The organism is Microbacterium sp. ZOR0019, from assembly GCF_000800925.1.
GTDB classification, from domain to species: Bacteria; Actinomycetota; Actinomycetes; order Actinomycetales; family Microbacteriaceae; genus Microbacterium; species Microbacterium aurugineum.
This window is the reverse complement of the sequence record NZ_JRKC01000003.1, coordinates 1-15,243: the sequence shown is the minus strand read 5'-3', so window position 1 is coordinate 15,243 and position 15,243 is coordinate 1. Positions and strand designations below refer to the sequence as shown.

Below are 15,243 nucleotides of genomic sequence, written 5' to 3'. Positions count from 1 at the left end.
TTAGGTGTGGTGAATGTGCGTCGCGCTGATCGTGATCAGGTGTTTCTGCTGCCGCCGTCGGTGCGGGACTGGCTGCCGGAGGATCATCTGGCCTGGTTCGTGATCGATGTGGTCGACGAGCTTGATCTGTCCGCGTTCTACGGGTCGTATCGCGCGGACGGTCGCGGCGGCGCGGTCTACGATCCCGCCGTGATGCTCGCCGTGCTGCTCTACGCGTACTGCACCGGCGAACGCTCCTCGCGGCGGATCGAGCGGCGGTTGGTCGAGGACGTCGCCTACCGGGTCCTCGCCGCGAACCAGACCCCTGATCACGCGACCCTGGCCCGGTTCCGGCGCCGCCATCAGGACGCGATCGGCGCGCTGTTCGGGCAGGTCCTCAGCCTCTGCGTGAAAGCGGGGCTGGTCGACACGGGGGTGGTCGCGATCGACGGCACGAAGATCGCGGCCGACGCGTCGTTCTTCGCCAACCGGAACGCGGAGGAGTTGGCCGCGGAGATCCTCACCGAAGCGGAACAGACCGATGCTGCCGAAGACGAGCAATTCGGTGTGGCCCGTGGTGACGAGCTGCCCGGGCAGTGGGCAGGTGGCCGAGACCGGCGCGACCGGATCCGGGTGGCGCTGGACGAGATCCAGCGGGAGAAGGCCCGCGACTACGAGTCCCGGGTGGCGGAACGAGAACGCAAGGAACGGGAGTCCGGGAAAGGGCTGACCGGCCCGAAGCCGTCCCCGAATACGGCGCGGCGCGCCGGGGCGAGGAAGGCGAACACCACCGATCCGCACTCCCGCATCATCGCGCACGCCTCCAAGGGCGTGATGCAGGGCTACAACGCGCAGACCGCGGCAACGGAGGGGCAGATCATCGTTGCTGCGGATGTCGCGGCGACCACCAACGACCAGCCCCACTTCATCCCGATGGCCGCCGCGGTCGTGGAGAATCTGGCCGCCGCCGGCGATGCCGGCCCGGTGGGTGTGTTCCTCGCTGACGCCGGCTACTGGACTGCGGCGAACGGCACCACCGACGTCGGCGCGGAGGCGCTGATCGCGACCCGCAAGACCGCCTGGCGCAAGGCCCCGAAACCCGACGACGACAAACTACTCGTGCTCGCCAAGGTCAACCGGGGCGAGCTGTCACTGCGGAAAGCTGGGGAGATCCTCGGCGTCTCCTACACCTGGGTGCGGGACATGACGAAACGCTACTTCGGGACCGACGGCGAGCTGATCACCACCCGCACCAGCGAACCCGAACCCGACGAATGGATCCCCGTGATCGAGCAAGTCGACCGTGGTGAGATCTCCAAACGCGCCGCCGCGGACCGGCTCACGGTGTCCGTGAACCGGGTCAACGTGATGCTCGCCCACGTCCGAGGGGAACACATCGATCCCGTCATCGCACGGCAGCAGATGGACGACAAACTCGGACACCTCATCGGCGCGAAGCTCTACGCGAAACGACAGCACAGCATCGAGCCCGTCTTCGGCAACATCAAGAACAACCTCGGCTACCGAAGATTCACCCGCCGTGGCCTCGATGCAGTGCAAAGCGAATGGCGGCTGATCTGCACCGCCCACAACCTCCTCAAACTCCGCACCCCGAGCACCACCTGAAACGATGGGGCCAGACGGCCCGTCAACAGCCCTCCACCATCGCGGACTCAAGCCGCCACCGATTCACGCGACAGCCTCCCTTTTGCCGACGACATCACATGCTCAAACACCACTCCCCCTGGCACGTCGACCAGACCTCGGGCGGCGTGCTGGAGTGGAAGAGCCCGACCGGTCGCACGTACATCGACCGGCCGCCACCGCAGAACACGGTGACCTTCACGAGTGCCGATCCGGTGACCGCACCGTTCTGAGGCGCGTCCCCGGCATGTGCACCGGTTGAACGACGAACCGCCCGGACCCGAGGGCCCGGACGGTTCGCGTATCCGTGAGGATGTGTGCCGTGCGCGTTACTGGTACGACTTCACGATCTCGAGGAGGCTCGGGACGTTGGCGTATGCCTCTGCCGCGTTCTCCTTGGTCACGATGATCGGGTCGAGCAGGTAAGCCGGAACGACCTTCACGCCGTTGTCGTACTGCTCGGTGTCGTTGACGTCGACCTCTTCACCCTTCTGGAGCTGGCCGACCATCTTGATCGACTGCTCGACGAGGAGCGTGGTGTCCTTGTTGATCGTGGAGTACTGGATGCCCTCCATGATCGACTTCACCGACTCGACCTCGGAGTCCTGACCCGTGACCACCGGGACCGGCTTCCCGGCCTGCTGCACCGAGGTGATGATGGCGCGAGCGAGCGTGTCGTTCGGCGAGAGGACACCGTCGAGCGTCTCCGAGCTGTACGTCGAGGTGAGGATCGAGTCCATGCGACGCTGGGCGTTCTCGGCCTTCCAGCCCTCGGTCGCCGTCTGGGCGATCTCGGTCTGGCCGGAGACGACGTTGAGCGTGCCGTCGTCGATCTTCGGCTGGAGCACGTCCATCGCGCCGTTGAAGAACACAGCGGAGTTCGCGTCATCCGGCGAGCCCGAGAACAGCTCGATGTTGTACGGAGCCTCGTGTCCCGCACGCTCGGCGAGTCCATCGAGCAGAGCCTGGCCCTGCAGCTGACCGACCTTGAAGTTGTCGAACGCGACGTAGTAGTCGACGGCCTCCGTGTTCTCGATCAGACGGTCATAGGCGATGACGGTCACGCCCGCGTCACGAGCGGCCTCGACCTGCGTGGCGAGCTGCTTGCCGTCCTTCGCACCGATGATGATGACCTTGGCGCCACCGGTGACCATCGCCTGGATCTGGTTCTGCTGCTCCGCGACCGTGTTGCTGGCGGGCGCGTACTGCACGTCCGCCTTGAAGCCGGCCTCCTTGAGACCGTCCGTGAACAGCTGACCGGCGAGGACCCAGTTCTCCGAGGTCTTGTCCGGAAGGGCGACACCGATCGTGGCGTCAGCGGCGAAACCCTTGGCCTCGTCCCCCGATCCCGAGTCCGTGCCACCGCCGCGCTCCGAGGAGCAGCCGGTGAGGGCGAAGGCGCCCGCGACGACAAGCGCTGTCGCCGACAGAAGAATCTTCTTCATGTGATCTCTTTCTCTGGTGTGTGAAGGTCGTGTCACGCGAGCGCCGCGCGAAGCGACCTCTCCTAACCGCGCGTCTCGTCGACGGCGGGGGCTTCGTACTTCTGGCTGGTGGGATAGTTCGTCTTGGTCGGATCAAACGTGTCGGTGGCCGGATCCTGCTTGCGTCCGAATCGACGCGTCAGGAAGCCGATGATCGACGGGCGACCCTGCTGCTTGTTCCACACGTCGACACCGACGGCGAACAGGAGCACCAGACCCTTGATCATCGACACCACGTCGGCGCCGGCGCCGAGCAGGGCGAGGCCGTTGTTCAGGAACGCCATGACGAGACCACCGATGATCGACCCGATCACGGTTCCGATACCGCCCGAGACAGCCGCGCCACCGATGAAGACCGAGGCGATCGCATCCAGCTCCCAGCCGTTGCCGTCCTGCGGACCGGAGGCCGTCGCCCTGGCGACGTAGATCATGCCGGCCAGCGACGCGAGCACCGACATGTTCATCATCACGAAGAAGTCGACCCAGCGGTCCTTCACACCCGACAGGCGCGCGGCCTGCCGGTTGCCACCGACCGCGTAGATGTGACGACCGAAGACCGTGTTGTTGGTGATGAAGGAGTAGAGGATCACCAGGGCGAGCAGGATGATGCCCGAGATCGGGAAGCTGGTCCCCTCACGCCCGGTGGCGAACAGCCAGCCCGCGATCAGGATCACGGCCGAGATGAGCACGACCTTGGTGACACTCACCCACAGCGGCGCCGTCTCGGCCCCCATCTTGTGCTGCACGCGCCGGGTGCGGATCTCCCAGAACACGATCCACGCGACACCCAGCAGCGCGAGCAGCATGGTGAACACGTTGAACGGCACGGGGATGAACGGCAGCTCAGGGAGGTACCCGGCACCGATGACTTTGAAGCCCTGCGGCACGGGAACGGACTGCGAGTCACCGACCCACTGGTTCGCACCGCGGAAGAACAGCATGCCCGCCAGCGTCACGATGAACGCCGGCACCCCGACATAGGCGACCCAGAACCCCTGCCAGGCACCGACCAGCACGCCGACCCCGAGGCCGAGCAGCACACCGAGCGGCCAGGGGAGGTTCCAGTCGGCCATGGCCTTCGCGACCACGATGCCGGTGAACGCGGCCACCGACCCCACCGAGAGGTCGATGTGGCCCATGATGATGACCATCACCATGCCGATCGCGAGGATCAGGATGTACGAGTACTGGTTGACGACGTTGATCAGGTTGCCCGAGGACAGCGTGAGGCCCGTGCCCTTGACGATCCAGGTCAGCACCTGGAAGACGACGAGGATGACGACGAGGCTGCCGAGGATGCCGAACTGGCGGAGGGTCGACTGACCGCCTCCGAACATCTTCGTGATGTCCTTGAAGTGGAAGCCGCGCTTCGTTGCGGTGGTGTCGGTGGTCATGCGGTTGCTTTCTGGGTCGCGGAGGTCATGCTGCGCATGAGGTCCTCAGGTGTCGCCTGATCGGCCGGGATGCAGTCGGTGACCCGACCTTCGAAGACGGTGTAGATGCGGTCGGAGATGCCCAGGAGCTCAGGAAGCTCGCTCGAGATGACGATGACGCCCTTGCCCTGCGCCGCGAGCTCGTTGATGATCGCGTAGATCTCGTACTTCGCGCCGACGTCGATACCGCGGGTGGGCTCGTCGAGGATCAGCAGGTCGGGGTCGGTGAACATCCACTTCGCCAGGACGACCTTCTGCTGATTGCCGCCGGAGAGTTTGCCGACGCCCTCTTCGACCGACGGGGTCTTGATGCGAAGGGCCTTGCGATAGTCCTCGGCCACGGCGAACTCGGCGCGCGCATCGACGACGCCGCGCTTGGCGATCTTCGAGAGCTTCGCGGCGACCACCGACCTCTTGATCGTGTCGAGCAGGTTGAGCCCGAGCACCTTGCGGTCCTCGCTCACGTAGGCGAGGCCGTGCTTGATCGCCGACGCCACGTCGGGCAGCACGACTTCCTGGCCGTCCTTGATCAGTGTGCCCGAGAGGAACGTGCCGTAGGAGCGGCCGAACAGGCTCATCGCGAACTCGGTGCGCCCCGCGCCCATGAGTCCCGCGATGCCGACGACCTCGCCGCGTCGGACGGTGATGTTCGACCCCTTCACGACCATGCGCTCCGGGACGGTCGGGTGCTGCACCCACCAGTCCTTGACCTCGAAGAACACCTCGCCGATCTCGGGGGTGCGATCCGGGTAGCGGCTCTCCAACGACCGACCGACCATGCCGCGGATGATCCGGTCCTCGTTGATCTCACCACGGGAGATGTCGAGCGTCTCGACCGTGCGACCGTCGCGGATGATCGTGATCTCGTCGGCGATCTGCTCGATCTCGTTGAGCTTGTGGCTGATCATGATCGACGCGATGCCCTTGGCCTTGAGCCCGAGGATCAGGTCGAGCAGGTGCTGCGAGTCGTTCTCGTTCAGGGCGGCGGTCGGCTCGTCGAGGATCAGCAGCTTGACGTCTTTGTTGAGCGCCTTCGCGATCTCGATCAGCTGCTGCTTGCCGACACCGAGCGTCTTGATCTGCGCATCCGGGTCCTCGTTCAGGCCCACGCGGGCGAGCAGCTCGATCGTGCGCTCTTTCTGGGCCTGCCAGTCGATGCGTCCGCCGCGCTGGATCTCGTTGCCGAGGAAGATGTTCTCGGTGACGGACAGCTCGGGGATCAGCGCGAGTTCCTGGTGGATGATCGCGATGCCGGCCTGCTCGCTGGCGACGATGTCCTTGAACCTCTGCTCCTGGCCGTAGAGCAGGATCTCCCCCTCGTAGGTCCCGTAGGGGTACACCCCGGAGAGGACCTTCATCAGAGTCGACTTCCCCGCGCCGTTCTCGCCGCAGATGGCGTGGATCTCGCCGGCGCGGACGGTGATCGAGACGTCGGCGAGCGCCTTGACGCCCGGGAACTCCTTGGTGATGCTGCGCATCTCCAGGATGGGGCCTGACACGGTAGGCAACGTTGCTGTGGTGCTCACGGATCTTCCTTGCGACGTGCGGTCACCTTCGATGTGACCGTTCACATTGAAATACATCGTCCACTCACGACGAAGCGCTGTCAAGTCCGCTCCGGTATTTCGGATACCGACCGTGGCCCTACCGCGATCCGCACGATCCCGCGCGTCCAGGCGAGGCCAGGGATCGAAAGGATTCGATGATCTCGAACGTCGCGCGGAGCGCGGTACGAACCCGTCAGCGAGCGGCGGCGGACTCGCGCGCGCGCAGCACCGTCTGCAAGGGCCCGAACGCCGGGGCTTCCTCGCCGCGGATCTGTGCGAGGAGGATCCGCACGGCGCGCCGGCCCAGCTCCGGGAAGTCCTGATGAACCGTGCTCAGTGTGGGAGCCACATGCGCGGCGACCGGGATGTCGTCGAACCCGATCACGCTCACGTCGTGCGGCACACGGAGTCCGGCGTCGCGGAAGCCGTGCATGAGCCCGATCGCCATCAGGTCGTTGGCGGCGAACACCGCCGTGAAGTCCCGCCGTCGCGAGAGCTCCTTGCCTGCGAAGTACCCGAAGTCGGCGGTCCAGTCCCCGCGGATCGGCGGGAACGTCGGCAGATCCGCCTCACGCAGACCGTCGAGGTAGCCGCGCATGCGCGACTCCGCCTCGATCCAGTCCTGCGGGCCCGCGAGGTGCAGGATGTCGCTGTGGCCGAGGGAGATCAGATGCTCCGTGGCCGCCCGGGCCCCCGCCACCTGATCCGCCGACAGGCTCACCCCGTCGGATCCCGACGCGGTCTGCAGCGTGACGAAAGGCATGTCCACCGACATACCGCGGAGGACATGGAACACACGCACCTGCGGGGCGAGCACCACGATCCCGTCCACCTGCTCGCGCGCCAGCTGGCGCACCGCGTTGCCGATCGCCTCCGGCGTCGTCGCCGGGAGGTTGAGGGTCGAGACCGCGTAGCCTTCCTCGCGCGCCGCATCCTCGATGCCCGCGATCGAGGAGGTCGGCCCGAACTCCCCGATCGTCGCGGACAGGATCCCGAGAACGTTCGACTTGCTGGTCACCAGAGCGCGGGCGGCGAGGTTCGGCCGATAGTCGAGCACGGAGATCGCGTCGAGGACCTTGGCCTTCGTCTCGGGGCGGATGCTCGGGTGGTCGTTCAGGACTCGGGAGACCGTCTGATGAGACACCCCGGCGAGGCGGGCGACATCGCGGATGCTCGGCTGCCGCGCACGCTCGGCTGCACTGGACATCAGGTGCCTCCTCGCGTGTGCACGGTCACATCGTCACTTCATTATGTCTGCCGGGGCGCGCAGGTGCATCTTTCGAGCACGGTCGCTGCGCAGGACGGTCGTCCGCGGGCACCGCCGGTCAGCCGATGATGCGGGCGCCCGGAACCGGGCCGTGCACGTGCAGGGGATCGAATCCGGACGCCCGCAGAGCGGACTGCACGTCCTGGGCCGTCTCCGGATCGGGGCACAGGAGCGCCACGGTCGGCCCCGAGCCGGACACGATGCCCTGCAGCGCTCCGGCGGCGACCCCCTGCGCGATCGTGTCGGCGAGATCGGGACGCTCGGAGAGGGCTGCGGGCTGCAGATCGTTCTCGAGACACGCGGCGAGCTGCGCCGGGTCGCCCGACCGGAGCGCCTGCAGGACCGGGATCGGCACGTCGAGCGACAGTGGCGGATCGTCGGCGAGCGCGCCCTCCTCCTCGCGCAGCTGGTCGAGGCGCCCGTAGACGACGGGCGTCGACAAGCCCTCCTCACTGGGCACCAGGATCCAGTCGAAGCGTCCGCGGGCGAGCGCAGGGTTCAACTGGTCGCCGCGCCCGGTTCCGACCGCGGTGCCGCCGTGCAGGGCGAACGGCACATCTGCACCGAGACGGGCGGCGAGGTCGTGCAGCCGTGCCTGTGACAACCCCGTTCCCCACAGCGCATCGCAGGCGACCAGGGCGGCAGCGGCATCCGCCGAGCCTCCGCCCATGCCGCCGGCGACCGGCACGCTCTTGCGGATCTCGAGGGCGACGCCGCCTCGATGATCCGCGGCGACGGCGAGGAGCTTGGCCGCGCGCATCGCCAAGTTGCGGTCGTCCAGCGGAACCGAGTCGACATCCTCCACCCCGGAGACGGTGACCGAGAACTCGTCAGCGGGGCGCGCGATGACGTCTTCGTAGAGGGACACCGCCTGGAAGACCGTCGCCAGCGCGTGATACCCGTCGTCGTGCCGACCGCCGACCCCGAGGAAGACATTGATCTTGCCCGGTGCGCGTACGTGCACGGAGTCGGTGGACGCGGCGAGGCTCATGAGCGGATCACAGTTCCGAGGACTTCGCCCACAGATTCACGTCGATCGCGCCGGCCAGCTCATCGATGCGGGCGAGCTCCTCCGTCTGGAAGGCGGGTCCGTTCACCGCGGCGATGTTCTCGTCGAGCTGTTCGGGACGCGAGGCGCCGATCAGGGCGGAAGCCACGACGGGGTTGCGCAGCGTCCACTGCAGCGCGAGCTGGGCGAGGGACTGACCACGCCCCTTCGCGACCTCGTTCAGCGCACGCAGCGTCTGCACGGCTTCGTCGGTGAGGCGCCCGTCCGGCAGCGAACCGCGCTTCTGCGCACGCTCCGCCGTGCCGTCCCCCAGGTACTTGTCGGTCAACAGCCCCTGTGCCAGCGGCGTGAAGGCGATCGCACCCAGGCCCGACTGCTCGAGGGTGTCGGTCAGGCCGTCTTCCACCCAGCGGTTGAGGATCGAATACGCGGGCTGGTGGATGACCAGCGGTGTGCCGAGGTCCTTCGCGACCGCGACGGCCTCGGCCGTGCGCTCGGCGCTGTAGGACGAGATGCCCACATAGAGCGCCTTGCCCTGGCGCACGAGGGTGTCGAGCGCCCCGATCGTCTCGGCGATCGGGGTGACCGGGTCGACCCGGTGCGAGTAGAAGATGTCGACGTAGTCGAGGCCCATGCGGGTCAGCGACTGCTCGGCGCTGGCGAGGATGTACTTGCGGCTCGCGAAGTCGCCGTAGGGGCCGGGCCACATATCCCAGCCGGCCTTCGACGAGATGATCAGCTCGTCGCGGTACGGACGGAAGTCCTCCGCGAAGATGCGACCGAAGTTCTTCTCGGCCGAGCCGTAGGGCGGGCCGTAGTTGTTCGCCAGATCGAAGTGCGTGATGCCGCGGTCGAACGCGTGGCGCAGCAGTGCGCGTTGGTTGTCGAGCGGGATGTTGTCGCCGAAGTTCCACCACAGCCCGAGCGAGATCGGGGGCAGATACAGGCCGGACGTGCCGACCTGGCGGTAGGCGAACTGCTGATAGCGGCTCTCGTCCGCGGCATACGGACGGTGCAGCTCGGGGACATCGGGGCGGAAGCGGGGGGAGTCGGTCACGGTGCCAGATTACTGGGTGAGGCGACGTCGTCGTCGAGGACATCGGACGCCGCCGCCTGCTGCGCGATCCGGTGGTAGTCCTCGACGGTGAGGTCTTCGCCCCGCGCCGTCGGTGCGACACCGGCGGCGATCAACACGTCGGACGCCGCTGCGGAGCTGCCGAAGATCCCCGACAGAGCCTGGCGGAGCATCTTGCGGCGCTGGTTGAACGCCGCATCGACGATCCGGAACGTGCGGCGACGCTCCTCCTCGGTCCCCCGCTCCCCTTCGGAACGGTCGAAGCCGACGAGCAGACTGTCGACGTTCGGCACCGGCCAGAACACCTGGCGGGAGACGGTGCCGGAGAGCTTCCACTCGCCGTACCAGGCGGCCTTGACGCTGGGCGACCCGTAGATCTTGGAGCCCGGCTCGGCGGCGAGCCTCTCGGCGACCTCGGCCTGGACCATCACCACGCCGCGTTGCAGGTAGGGGAAGCTCTCGAGGAAGTGCAGCAGCACCGGCACCGACACGTTGTACGGGAGGTTCGCGACCAGCACGGTCGGCTCTCCGGGCAGTTCGGTGATGCGCAGGGCGTCGGCGTCGACGACCGTGAGCCGCTCGGCCTCCACGCCGTGCGCGGCGGCGGTCTCGGCGAGTCGCGCGGCGAGGCGATGATCGATCTCGACTGCGGTGACCGAAGCCCCGGTCTCCAGGATCGCCAGCGTGAGCGAGCCGAGTCCGGGGCCGACCTCGACCACGCGCTCGCTCGGCTGCACGCGGGCCGCCTGCACGATCTTGCGGACGGTGTTGGCGTCCGTGACGAAGTTCTGGCCGAGCTTCTTCGTCGGAGTGACGTCGAGCTCAGCGGCGAGGCGGCGGATCTCGGTGGCGCCGAGCAGGGTGACGGTCATCCTCCCATTGTCCCCCACGCGGCAGATGTCCCCCGCCGTCAGTAGTCTTCTCTGGTGCCATCACTCGGAGAGATCGTCGCCCCACGTCGCATGGGTCGGGATTTCCGCTGGCTGCTCGCGTCGTCGTGGACCAGCAACGTCGGTGACGGAGTGGCTCTCGCCGCCGCGCCCCTGCTGATCGCATCCATGACGTCATCGCCCATGCTGGTGGCGACGGGGGCGATCCTGCAGTTCCTCCCGTGGCTGCTCTTCGGCCTGCACGCGGGGGCGATCGCCGACCGCTTCGACCGTCGCCGCCTGGTCATGCTCGCGAACGCCGCACGCGCGGTGGTCCTCGTCGCGCTGTGCGTGTTCCTCGTCACGGGCGCCGCGAACATCTGGATCGTGCTCGCCGTCGCCTTCCTGTACGGCACCGCCGAGGTGTTCGTCGACACGACGGGGAGCACCCTCCTGCCGATGCTCGTGAAGCCCGCCGACCTCGGCATCGGCAACGCCCGCCTGCAGGCCGGCTATCTGGTCGCGAATCAGTTCGCCGGTCCCCCGCTGGGCGCGTTCCTGTTCGCCGCGGGCATGGCCTGGCCGTTCCTGCTCGAAGCGGTGTGCGTGGCCCTCGCGGTCGTCCTCATCTCCCGCATGGCGAAGACGCCCGTGCCGCCCCGAGCCGCCGAGGCCCACTCGCCCGTGCACACCGACATCGCCGAGGGGCTGCGGTGGCTGTGGCGCAATCCCCCGGTGCGGATGCTCGTGCTGATCATCCTCGTCTTCAACATCACGTGGGCAGCTCCCTGGGGTGTGCTCGTGCTCTACGCGACGGAACACCTGCAGATGGGCGCCGTCGGGTACGGGGCACTCACGACCGCATCGGCGGCGGGCGGGATCCTCGCGACCCTCAGCTTCGGGTGGCTCGAACGGCACGTGTCCTTCGCCACCCTGATGCGCATCGTGCTCTCGCTCGAAGTGCTCATGCATCTGTCGTTCGCGCTGACCACCACCGGCTGGGTCGCGCTGATCATCATGTTCTTCTTCGGCGCGTACGCGTTCGTGTGGGCGACGATCTCGACCACCGTCCGGCAGCGGCTGGTCCCCGCTGAGCTTCAGGGTCGCGTGGCCTCCGTGAACATGGTCGGAGTCTTCGGCGGCATGATCGTCGGGCAGGCGCTCGGCGGCGTGATCGCCCAGGTCTGGGGCCTGACCGCCCCGTGGTGGTTCGCGTTCGGCGGCGCGGCACTCACACTGCTGCTGGTGTGGAAGCCGATCTCACACATCGTGAGCGCGAAGCCGGTTGCCGATCCCGATCCGATCGACGCCGCCTGATCCTTCCGCCCCTCGCCGACCGGGCATCCGCTGCGCACTTGTCGGGAGGATGGGCGCTTGTCGGGAGGAATCGCCCTTTTGCTCCGACATATGAGCAAACTCCCGACACGTGTACTGCGAAGCCGGTGGAACAGGTTCAGACGAACGAACCGTAGATCCTGAGCGTGTTCTCGGCAAGCTGGGCACACAACTCATCCACCTCCACACCGAGCTCGGCCGCCATGAAACGCACCGTGATCGGGACGAGGTAGGGCGCGTTCGGTCGGCCCCGCAGTGGCACGGGGGTCAGGAACGGCGCATCCGTCTCGACCAGGAGGCGATCGAGGGGCGTGACCTTCAGCGCGTCGCGCAGGTTCTGGGCGTTCTTGAACGTGACGTTGCCCGCGAACGACAGGTGGTAGCCGGCGTCCGCGCAGATGCGTGCCATCGCGTCATCTCCCGAGAAGCAATGGAAGACCGTCCGCTCTGGAGCACCGACACGGGCGAGGGTCTCCAGCACCGCGTCGTGCGCATCCCGATCGTGGATCTGCATGGCGATGCCGTGCTTCTTCGCGAGATCGATGTGCGCCTCGAACGACTCGAACTGCGGAGCCCGTCGCTCCGGCTCCGTGCGGAAGAAATCGAGCCCGGTCTCGCCGATCGCGCGGGTGCGCGGATGCGCGGCGAGTTCGTCGATCACCGCGATCGCCTCGTCGAGACGCCCCTCCTCCGCATACGTCGGCGCGTCGTTCGGATGGATCGCGACCGCAGCCAGGACTCGCGGATCGGCGGCCGCGGCCTCGACGGCCCACCGCGAGGACTCGATGTCGCCGGAGGCCTGCACGACACCGGCGATGCCCACCGCCGCCGCCCGATCGAGCTGCTCGGTCAGCGACAGCGGCTCGTCGCCGTCCACGATCTCCAGGTGCGCATGGTTGTCGTACACCGGAACCGTCAGCGGCTCGGGGGCGGCCGGGTACTTCAGATCCTTGCGTCCGTCGCCCGAGCGCTCGCGCACATAGGTGTCCGCCATCTCGTCCGACCGGCTCAGGCCGTGGACTCCACCCGCGGGAACAGCGGTGCGAGGCCGTTGACGCTGGTACCGGGGCGCAGCACACCCCAGGCTCCGGCCTCGCGGATCGGCTGATCCTGCAGACGGCCCAGGGTCTCCGCAGCGCCGAGCGCGATCCAGAGCTTCTCGGTCGACTGCGGCATCACGGGCGACAGCAGCACGGCGAGTGCGCGCAGCCCCTCCGCGCAGGTGTAGAGCACCGTGCCCAGACGCGCGCGCTGGTCCTCGTCGCGGGCCAGCGCCCACGGCTCGTTCTCGGTGATGTAGCCGTTGAGGGCGTCCACGATCGTCCAGATCGCGGCGATGGCCTCGTCGATGCGGAACTGCGTGACCGCCGCATCCGCGTTCGCCGCCGCCTCCGCGACGATCTTCTGGATGGCGAGGTCCTTCTCGGTGTACTCGGCCGCCGGCGGCACGATGCCCTCGAAGTACTTCTCGATCATCGCCGTCGTGCGCGAAGCCAGGTTGCCGAAGCCGTTGGCGAGCTCAGCCTGGTAGCGGGCGGACAGGTCTTCCCACGAGAAGGACCCGTCCTGTCCGAAGGCGATCGCGGAGAGGAAGTAGAAGCGGTAGGCGTCGGACCCGAAGACATCGGTGATCTCGGTCGGCGCGATGCCGGTCAGCTTCGACTTCGACATCTTCTCGCCGCCGACCAGCAGCCAGCCGTGCGCGAAGACGCCCTGCGGCACCTCGAGGCCGGCCGCCATCAGCAGAGCGGGCCAGATGACGGCGTGGAAGCGCAGGATGTCCTTGCCGACCACATGGTAGGCGGGCCAGCGACGCTCGAAGGTCTCTTCATCGGAGCCGTAGCCGACGGCCGTGGCGTAGTTCAGGAGCGCATCGACCCACACGTAGATGACGTGCGACTCATCCCACGGGAGCGGGATGCCCCAGTCGAAGGTCGACCGGGAGATCGAGAGGTCTTTGAGGCCCTGGCTCACGAACGACACCACCTCGTTGCGCGCCGAGTCGGGGCGCACGAAGTCGGGTCGCGTCTTGTAGAGCTCGAGCAGCCGGTCCTGGAACTCGCTGAGCTTGAAGAAGTAGTTCTTCTCCTGCAGCAGCTCCAGCGGCTTCGAGTGGATGGCGCACACCTTCAGGCCCTCGAAGGGACCGGTGCCGTCGACGATCTCCGACTCGGGCTTGAACTCCTCGCAGCCCACGCAGTAGAGCGCCTCGTACTCGCCCGCATAGATGTAGCCGCGGTCGTACAGGCGCTGGAAGAACGTCTGCACGTTCGTCTCGTGGCGCTCCTGGGTGGTGCGGATGAAGTCGTCGTTGGCGACGTCGAGCGTGGTCAGCAGCGGGAACCAGCTCTCGCTGACGAGCTTGTCGACCCACTCCTGCGGCGTGACGTTGTTCGCCGCGGCCGCCCGCAGCATCTTCTGGCCGTGCTCGTCGGTGCCCGTGAGCATCCAGGTGTCGTCGCCCGCCTGGCGGTGCCACCGTGCGAGCGTGTCGACGGCCACCGTCGTGTACCCGTGGCCGATGTGGGGCACGTCGGACGGGTAGTAGATGGGTGTGGTGATGTAGAACGATTCGCCTGCGGGCATGGAGCAATTCTAGGTGGGATGCGGGGCGTCGTTACGCCGTGTGGGCGGCGGTCGCATCCCGCGCTCAGGCCACCGAGACGTCGATGCGATGCCAACCCTGTGCGCCGTCGGGGGCGGGAGCCGCAGGATCGGATGTCTGAGTCTCGCCGTCGACGTTGAGCGCCCGGCACTCGATGGTGTGTGTGCCGCTCTCCGCGACCCAGTCGAGGCTCCACTGCACCCACGTGTCGGTGGAGATCGCGGTCGCGAGCTCGGCCGCGCGCCACGGCCCGTCGTCGATACGCACCTCCACTCCCGCGATGCCGACGTGCTGCTGCCAGGCCATCCCCGCGATGACCGCATCCCCCGCGGTGACCTGCTGCCCGCGGCGAGGGACGTCGATGCGCGACTGCAGCTTGATGGGTCCGCGCTCGGACCATCCGCGTGTCGTCCAATAGGCGGTGGCGCGGTCGAACCGTGTCACCTCCAGTTGCGTGACCCACTTCGTGGCGGACACGTAGCCGTACAGCCCCGGCACCACCATCCGCACCGGGAAGCCGTGTTCGATCGGCAGCGGCTCGCCGTTCATCCCGATCGCGAGCAGCGCATCGCGGTCGTCGGTGAGGGCCTCGATCGGTGTGGACGCCGTGAACCCGTCGGCCGAGGTCGAGAGCACCATGTCGGCATCGGCGTCGACGCCCGCGCGCGCGAGCAGCTCCCGCACGGGGAGCCCGAGCCAGCGCGCGTTGCCGATCAGGGATCCGCCGACCTCGTTCGACACGCACGCGAGCGTGACGTCGGACTCCTGCATCGGCATCGCGAGCAACTCGTCCCAGGTGATCTCCATCTCGCGCTCGACCATCCCGTGGATGCGCAACGACCAGTCGGCCGGGTCCACCCGCGGCACGATGAGCGCGGTGTCGATGCGGTAGAAGTCCGCATTCGGAGTGACGACAGGGGCGAGGCCGGGTATCCCCAGCTCGGCACCGGCGGGAACCGCCGCTGCCACGCGTGCCGCCGAGGGCAGCCGCAGCGC

The 15,243-nt window shown here is 67.5% G+C and carries 13 protein-coding genes; 3 read left to right on the top strand and 10 right to left on the bottom strand.

Annotation, left to right across the window (positions count from 1 at the left end; genetic code table 11):
• Window positions 1-39: 39 nt before the first annotated feature.
• Both L978_RS19280 and L978_RS18655 read left to right on the top strand, forming a co-directional pair.
• Window positions 40-1,605 carry a transposase gene (locus L978_RS19280; protein ID WP_156118195.1) on the top strand — a complete coding sequence of 522 codons (1,566 nt, stop codon included), beginning with the start codon at window positions 40-42 and terminating at the stop codon, window positions 1,603-1,605.
• A gap of 98 nt (window positions 1,606-1,703) precedes the next feature.
• The gene (locus L978_RS18655; protein ID WP_197055595.1) at window positions 1,704-1,856 is read left to right on the top strand and encodes a hypothetical protein; all 153 of its coding nucleotides are present in this window, start codon (window positions 1,704-1,706) and stop codon (window positions 1,854-1,856) included.
• Between the two features lie 96 nt (window positions 1,857-1,952).
• Here the strand turns inward: L978_RS18655 and L978_RS00340 are convergent, their stop codons facing one another.
• From L978_RS00340 to rsmA, 7 genes are all read right to left on the bottom strand, one after another.
• The gene (locus tag L978_RS00340) at window positions 1,953-3,068 is read right to left on the bottom strand and encodes a substrate-binding domain-containing protein (RefSeq protein WP_047519173.1); all 1,116 of its coding nucleotides are present in this window, start codon (window positions 3,066-3,068) and stop codon (window positions 1,953-1,955) included.
• A 62-nt stretch (window positions 3,069-3,130) separates the two neighbouring features.
• Window positions 3,131-4,501, bottom strand: a complete 1,371-nt coding sequence (gene mmsB / locus L978_RS00335; RefSeq protein WP_047519171.1) for a multiple monosaccharide ABC transporter permease — start codon at window positions 4,499-4,501, stop codon at window positions 3,131-3,133.
• Window positions 4,498-6,123 (bottom strand): multiple monosaccharide ABC transporter ATP-binding protein, encoded by a 1,626-nt coding sequence (mmsA, locus tag L978_RS00330; RefSeq protein WP_407665276.1) that lies wholly within the window; start codon window positions 6,121-6,123, stop codon window positions 4,498-4,500. The genes mmsB and mmsA overlap by 4 nt, the downstream gene beginning before the upstream one ends.
• 157 nt (window positions 6,124-6,280) lie before the next feature.
• Window positions 6,281-7,294: a LacI family DNA-binding transcriptional regulator gene (locus L978_RS00325; RefSeq protein WP_047519167.1), complete on the bottom strand. Its 1,014-nt coding sequence runs from the start codon at window positions 7,292-7,294 to the stop codon at window positions 6,281-6,283.
• A gap of 118 nt (window positions 7,295-7,412) precedes the next feature.
• Window positions 7,413-8,345 carry a 4-(cytidine 5'-diphospho)-2-C-methyl-D-erythritol kinase gene (locus L978_RS00320; RefSeq protein ID WP_047519165.1) on the bottom strand — a complete coding sequence of 311 codons (933 nt, stop codon included), beginning with the start codon at window positions 8,343-8,345 and terminating at the stop codon, window positions 7,413-7,415.
• Between the two features lie 7 nt (window positions 8,346-8,352).
• Window positions 8,353-9,420 carry an L-glyceraldehyde 3-phosphate reductase gene (mgrA, locus tag L978_RS00315; protein ID WP_047519163.1) on the bottom strand — a complete coding sequence of 356 codons (1,068 nt, stop codon included), beginning with the start codon at window positions 9,418-9,420 and terminating at the stop codon, window positions 8,353-8,355.
• A complete protein-coding gene (gene rsmA, locus L978_RS00310) occupies window positions 9,417-10,310 on the bottom strand; it encodes a 16S rRNA (adenine(1518)-N(6)/adenine(1519)-N(6))-dimethyltransferase RsmA (RefSeq protein ID WP_047519161.1) in 894 nt (297 codons plus the stop codon). Before rsmA ends, mgrA begins: the two co-directional genes overlap by 4 nt.
• A gap of 54 nt (window positions 10,311-10,364) precedes the next feature.
• On the opposite strand from rsmA, the gene L978_RS00305 reads away from it, so the two are divergent.
• On the top strand, window positions 10,365-11,624 hold the full coding sequence (locus L978_RS00305; protein WP_047519159.1) for an MFS transporter: 1,260 nt from the start codon (window positions 10,365-10,367) through the stop codon (window positions 11,622-11,624).
• 136 nt (window positions 11,625-11,760) lie between these two features.
• Here the strand turns inward: L978_RS00305 and L978_RS00300 are convergent, their stop codons facing one another.
• The 3 genes from L978_RS00300 to L978_RS00290 all read right to left on the bottom strand — a co-directional run.
• Window positions 11,761-12,636 (bottom strand): TatD family hydrolase, encoded by an 876-nt coding sequence (locus L978_RS00300; RefSeq protein WP_047519157.1) that lies wholly within the window; start codon window positions 12,634-12,636, stop codon window positions 11,761-11,763.
• 14 nt (window positions 12,637-12,650) lie between these two features.
• Window positions 12,651-14,228, bottom strand: coding sequence for a methionine--tRNA ligase (metG, locus tag L978_RS00295; protein ID WP_047519155.1), 1,578 nt, complete (start codon window positions 14,226-14,228; stop codon window positions 12,651-12,653).
• Window positions 14,229-14,292: 64 nt separating this feature from the next.
• Window positions 14,293-15,243 (bottom strand): molybdopterin-dependent oxidoreductase (locus tag L978_RS00290; protein ID WP_047519153.1); only part of this gene is annotated, 951 nt, incomplete at its 5' end.

Coding starts and splice junctions, on each gene's coding strand:
- L978_RS18655 (WP_197055595.1), top strand. CDS start 1,704: ATGCTCAAACACCACTCCCCCTGGCACGTCGACCAGACCTCGGGCGGC.
- L978_RS00340 (WP_047519173.1), bottom strand. CDS start 3,068: ATGAAGAAGATTCTTCTGTCGGCGACAGCGCTTGTCGTCGCGGGCGCC.
- mmsB (WP_047519171.1), bottom strand. CDS start 4,501: ATGACCACCGACACCACCGCAACGAAGCGCGGCTTCCACTTCAAGGAC.
- mmsA (WP_407665276.1), bottom strand. CDS start 6,123: ATGTATTTCAATGTGAACGGTCACATCGAAGGTGACCGCACGTCGCAA.
- L978_RS00325 (WP_047519167.1), bottom strand. CDS start 7,294: ATGTCCAGTGCAGCCGAGCGTGCGCGGCAGCCGAGCATCCGCGATGTC.
- L978_RS00320 (WP_047519165.1), bottom strand. CDS start 8,345: ATGAGCCTCGCCGCGTCCACCGACTCCGTGCACGTACGCGCACCGGGC.
- rsmA (WP_047519161.1), bottom strand. CDS start 10,310: ATGACCGTCACCCTGCTCGGCGCCACCGAGATCCGCCGCCTCGCCGCT.
- L978_RS00300 (WP_047519157.1), bottom strand. CDS start 12,636: ATGGCGGACACCTATGTGCGCGAGCGCTCGGGCGACGGACGCAAGGAT.
- metG (WP_047519155.1), bottom strand. CDS start 14,228: ATGCCCGCAGGCGAATCGTTCTACATCACCACACCCATCTACTACCCG.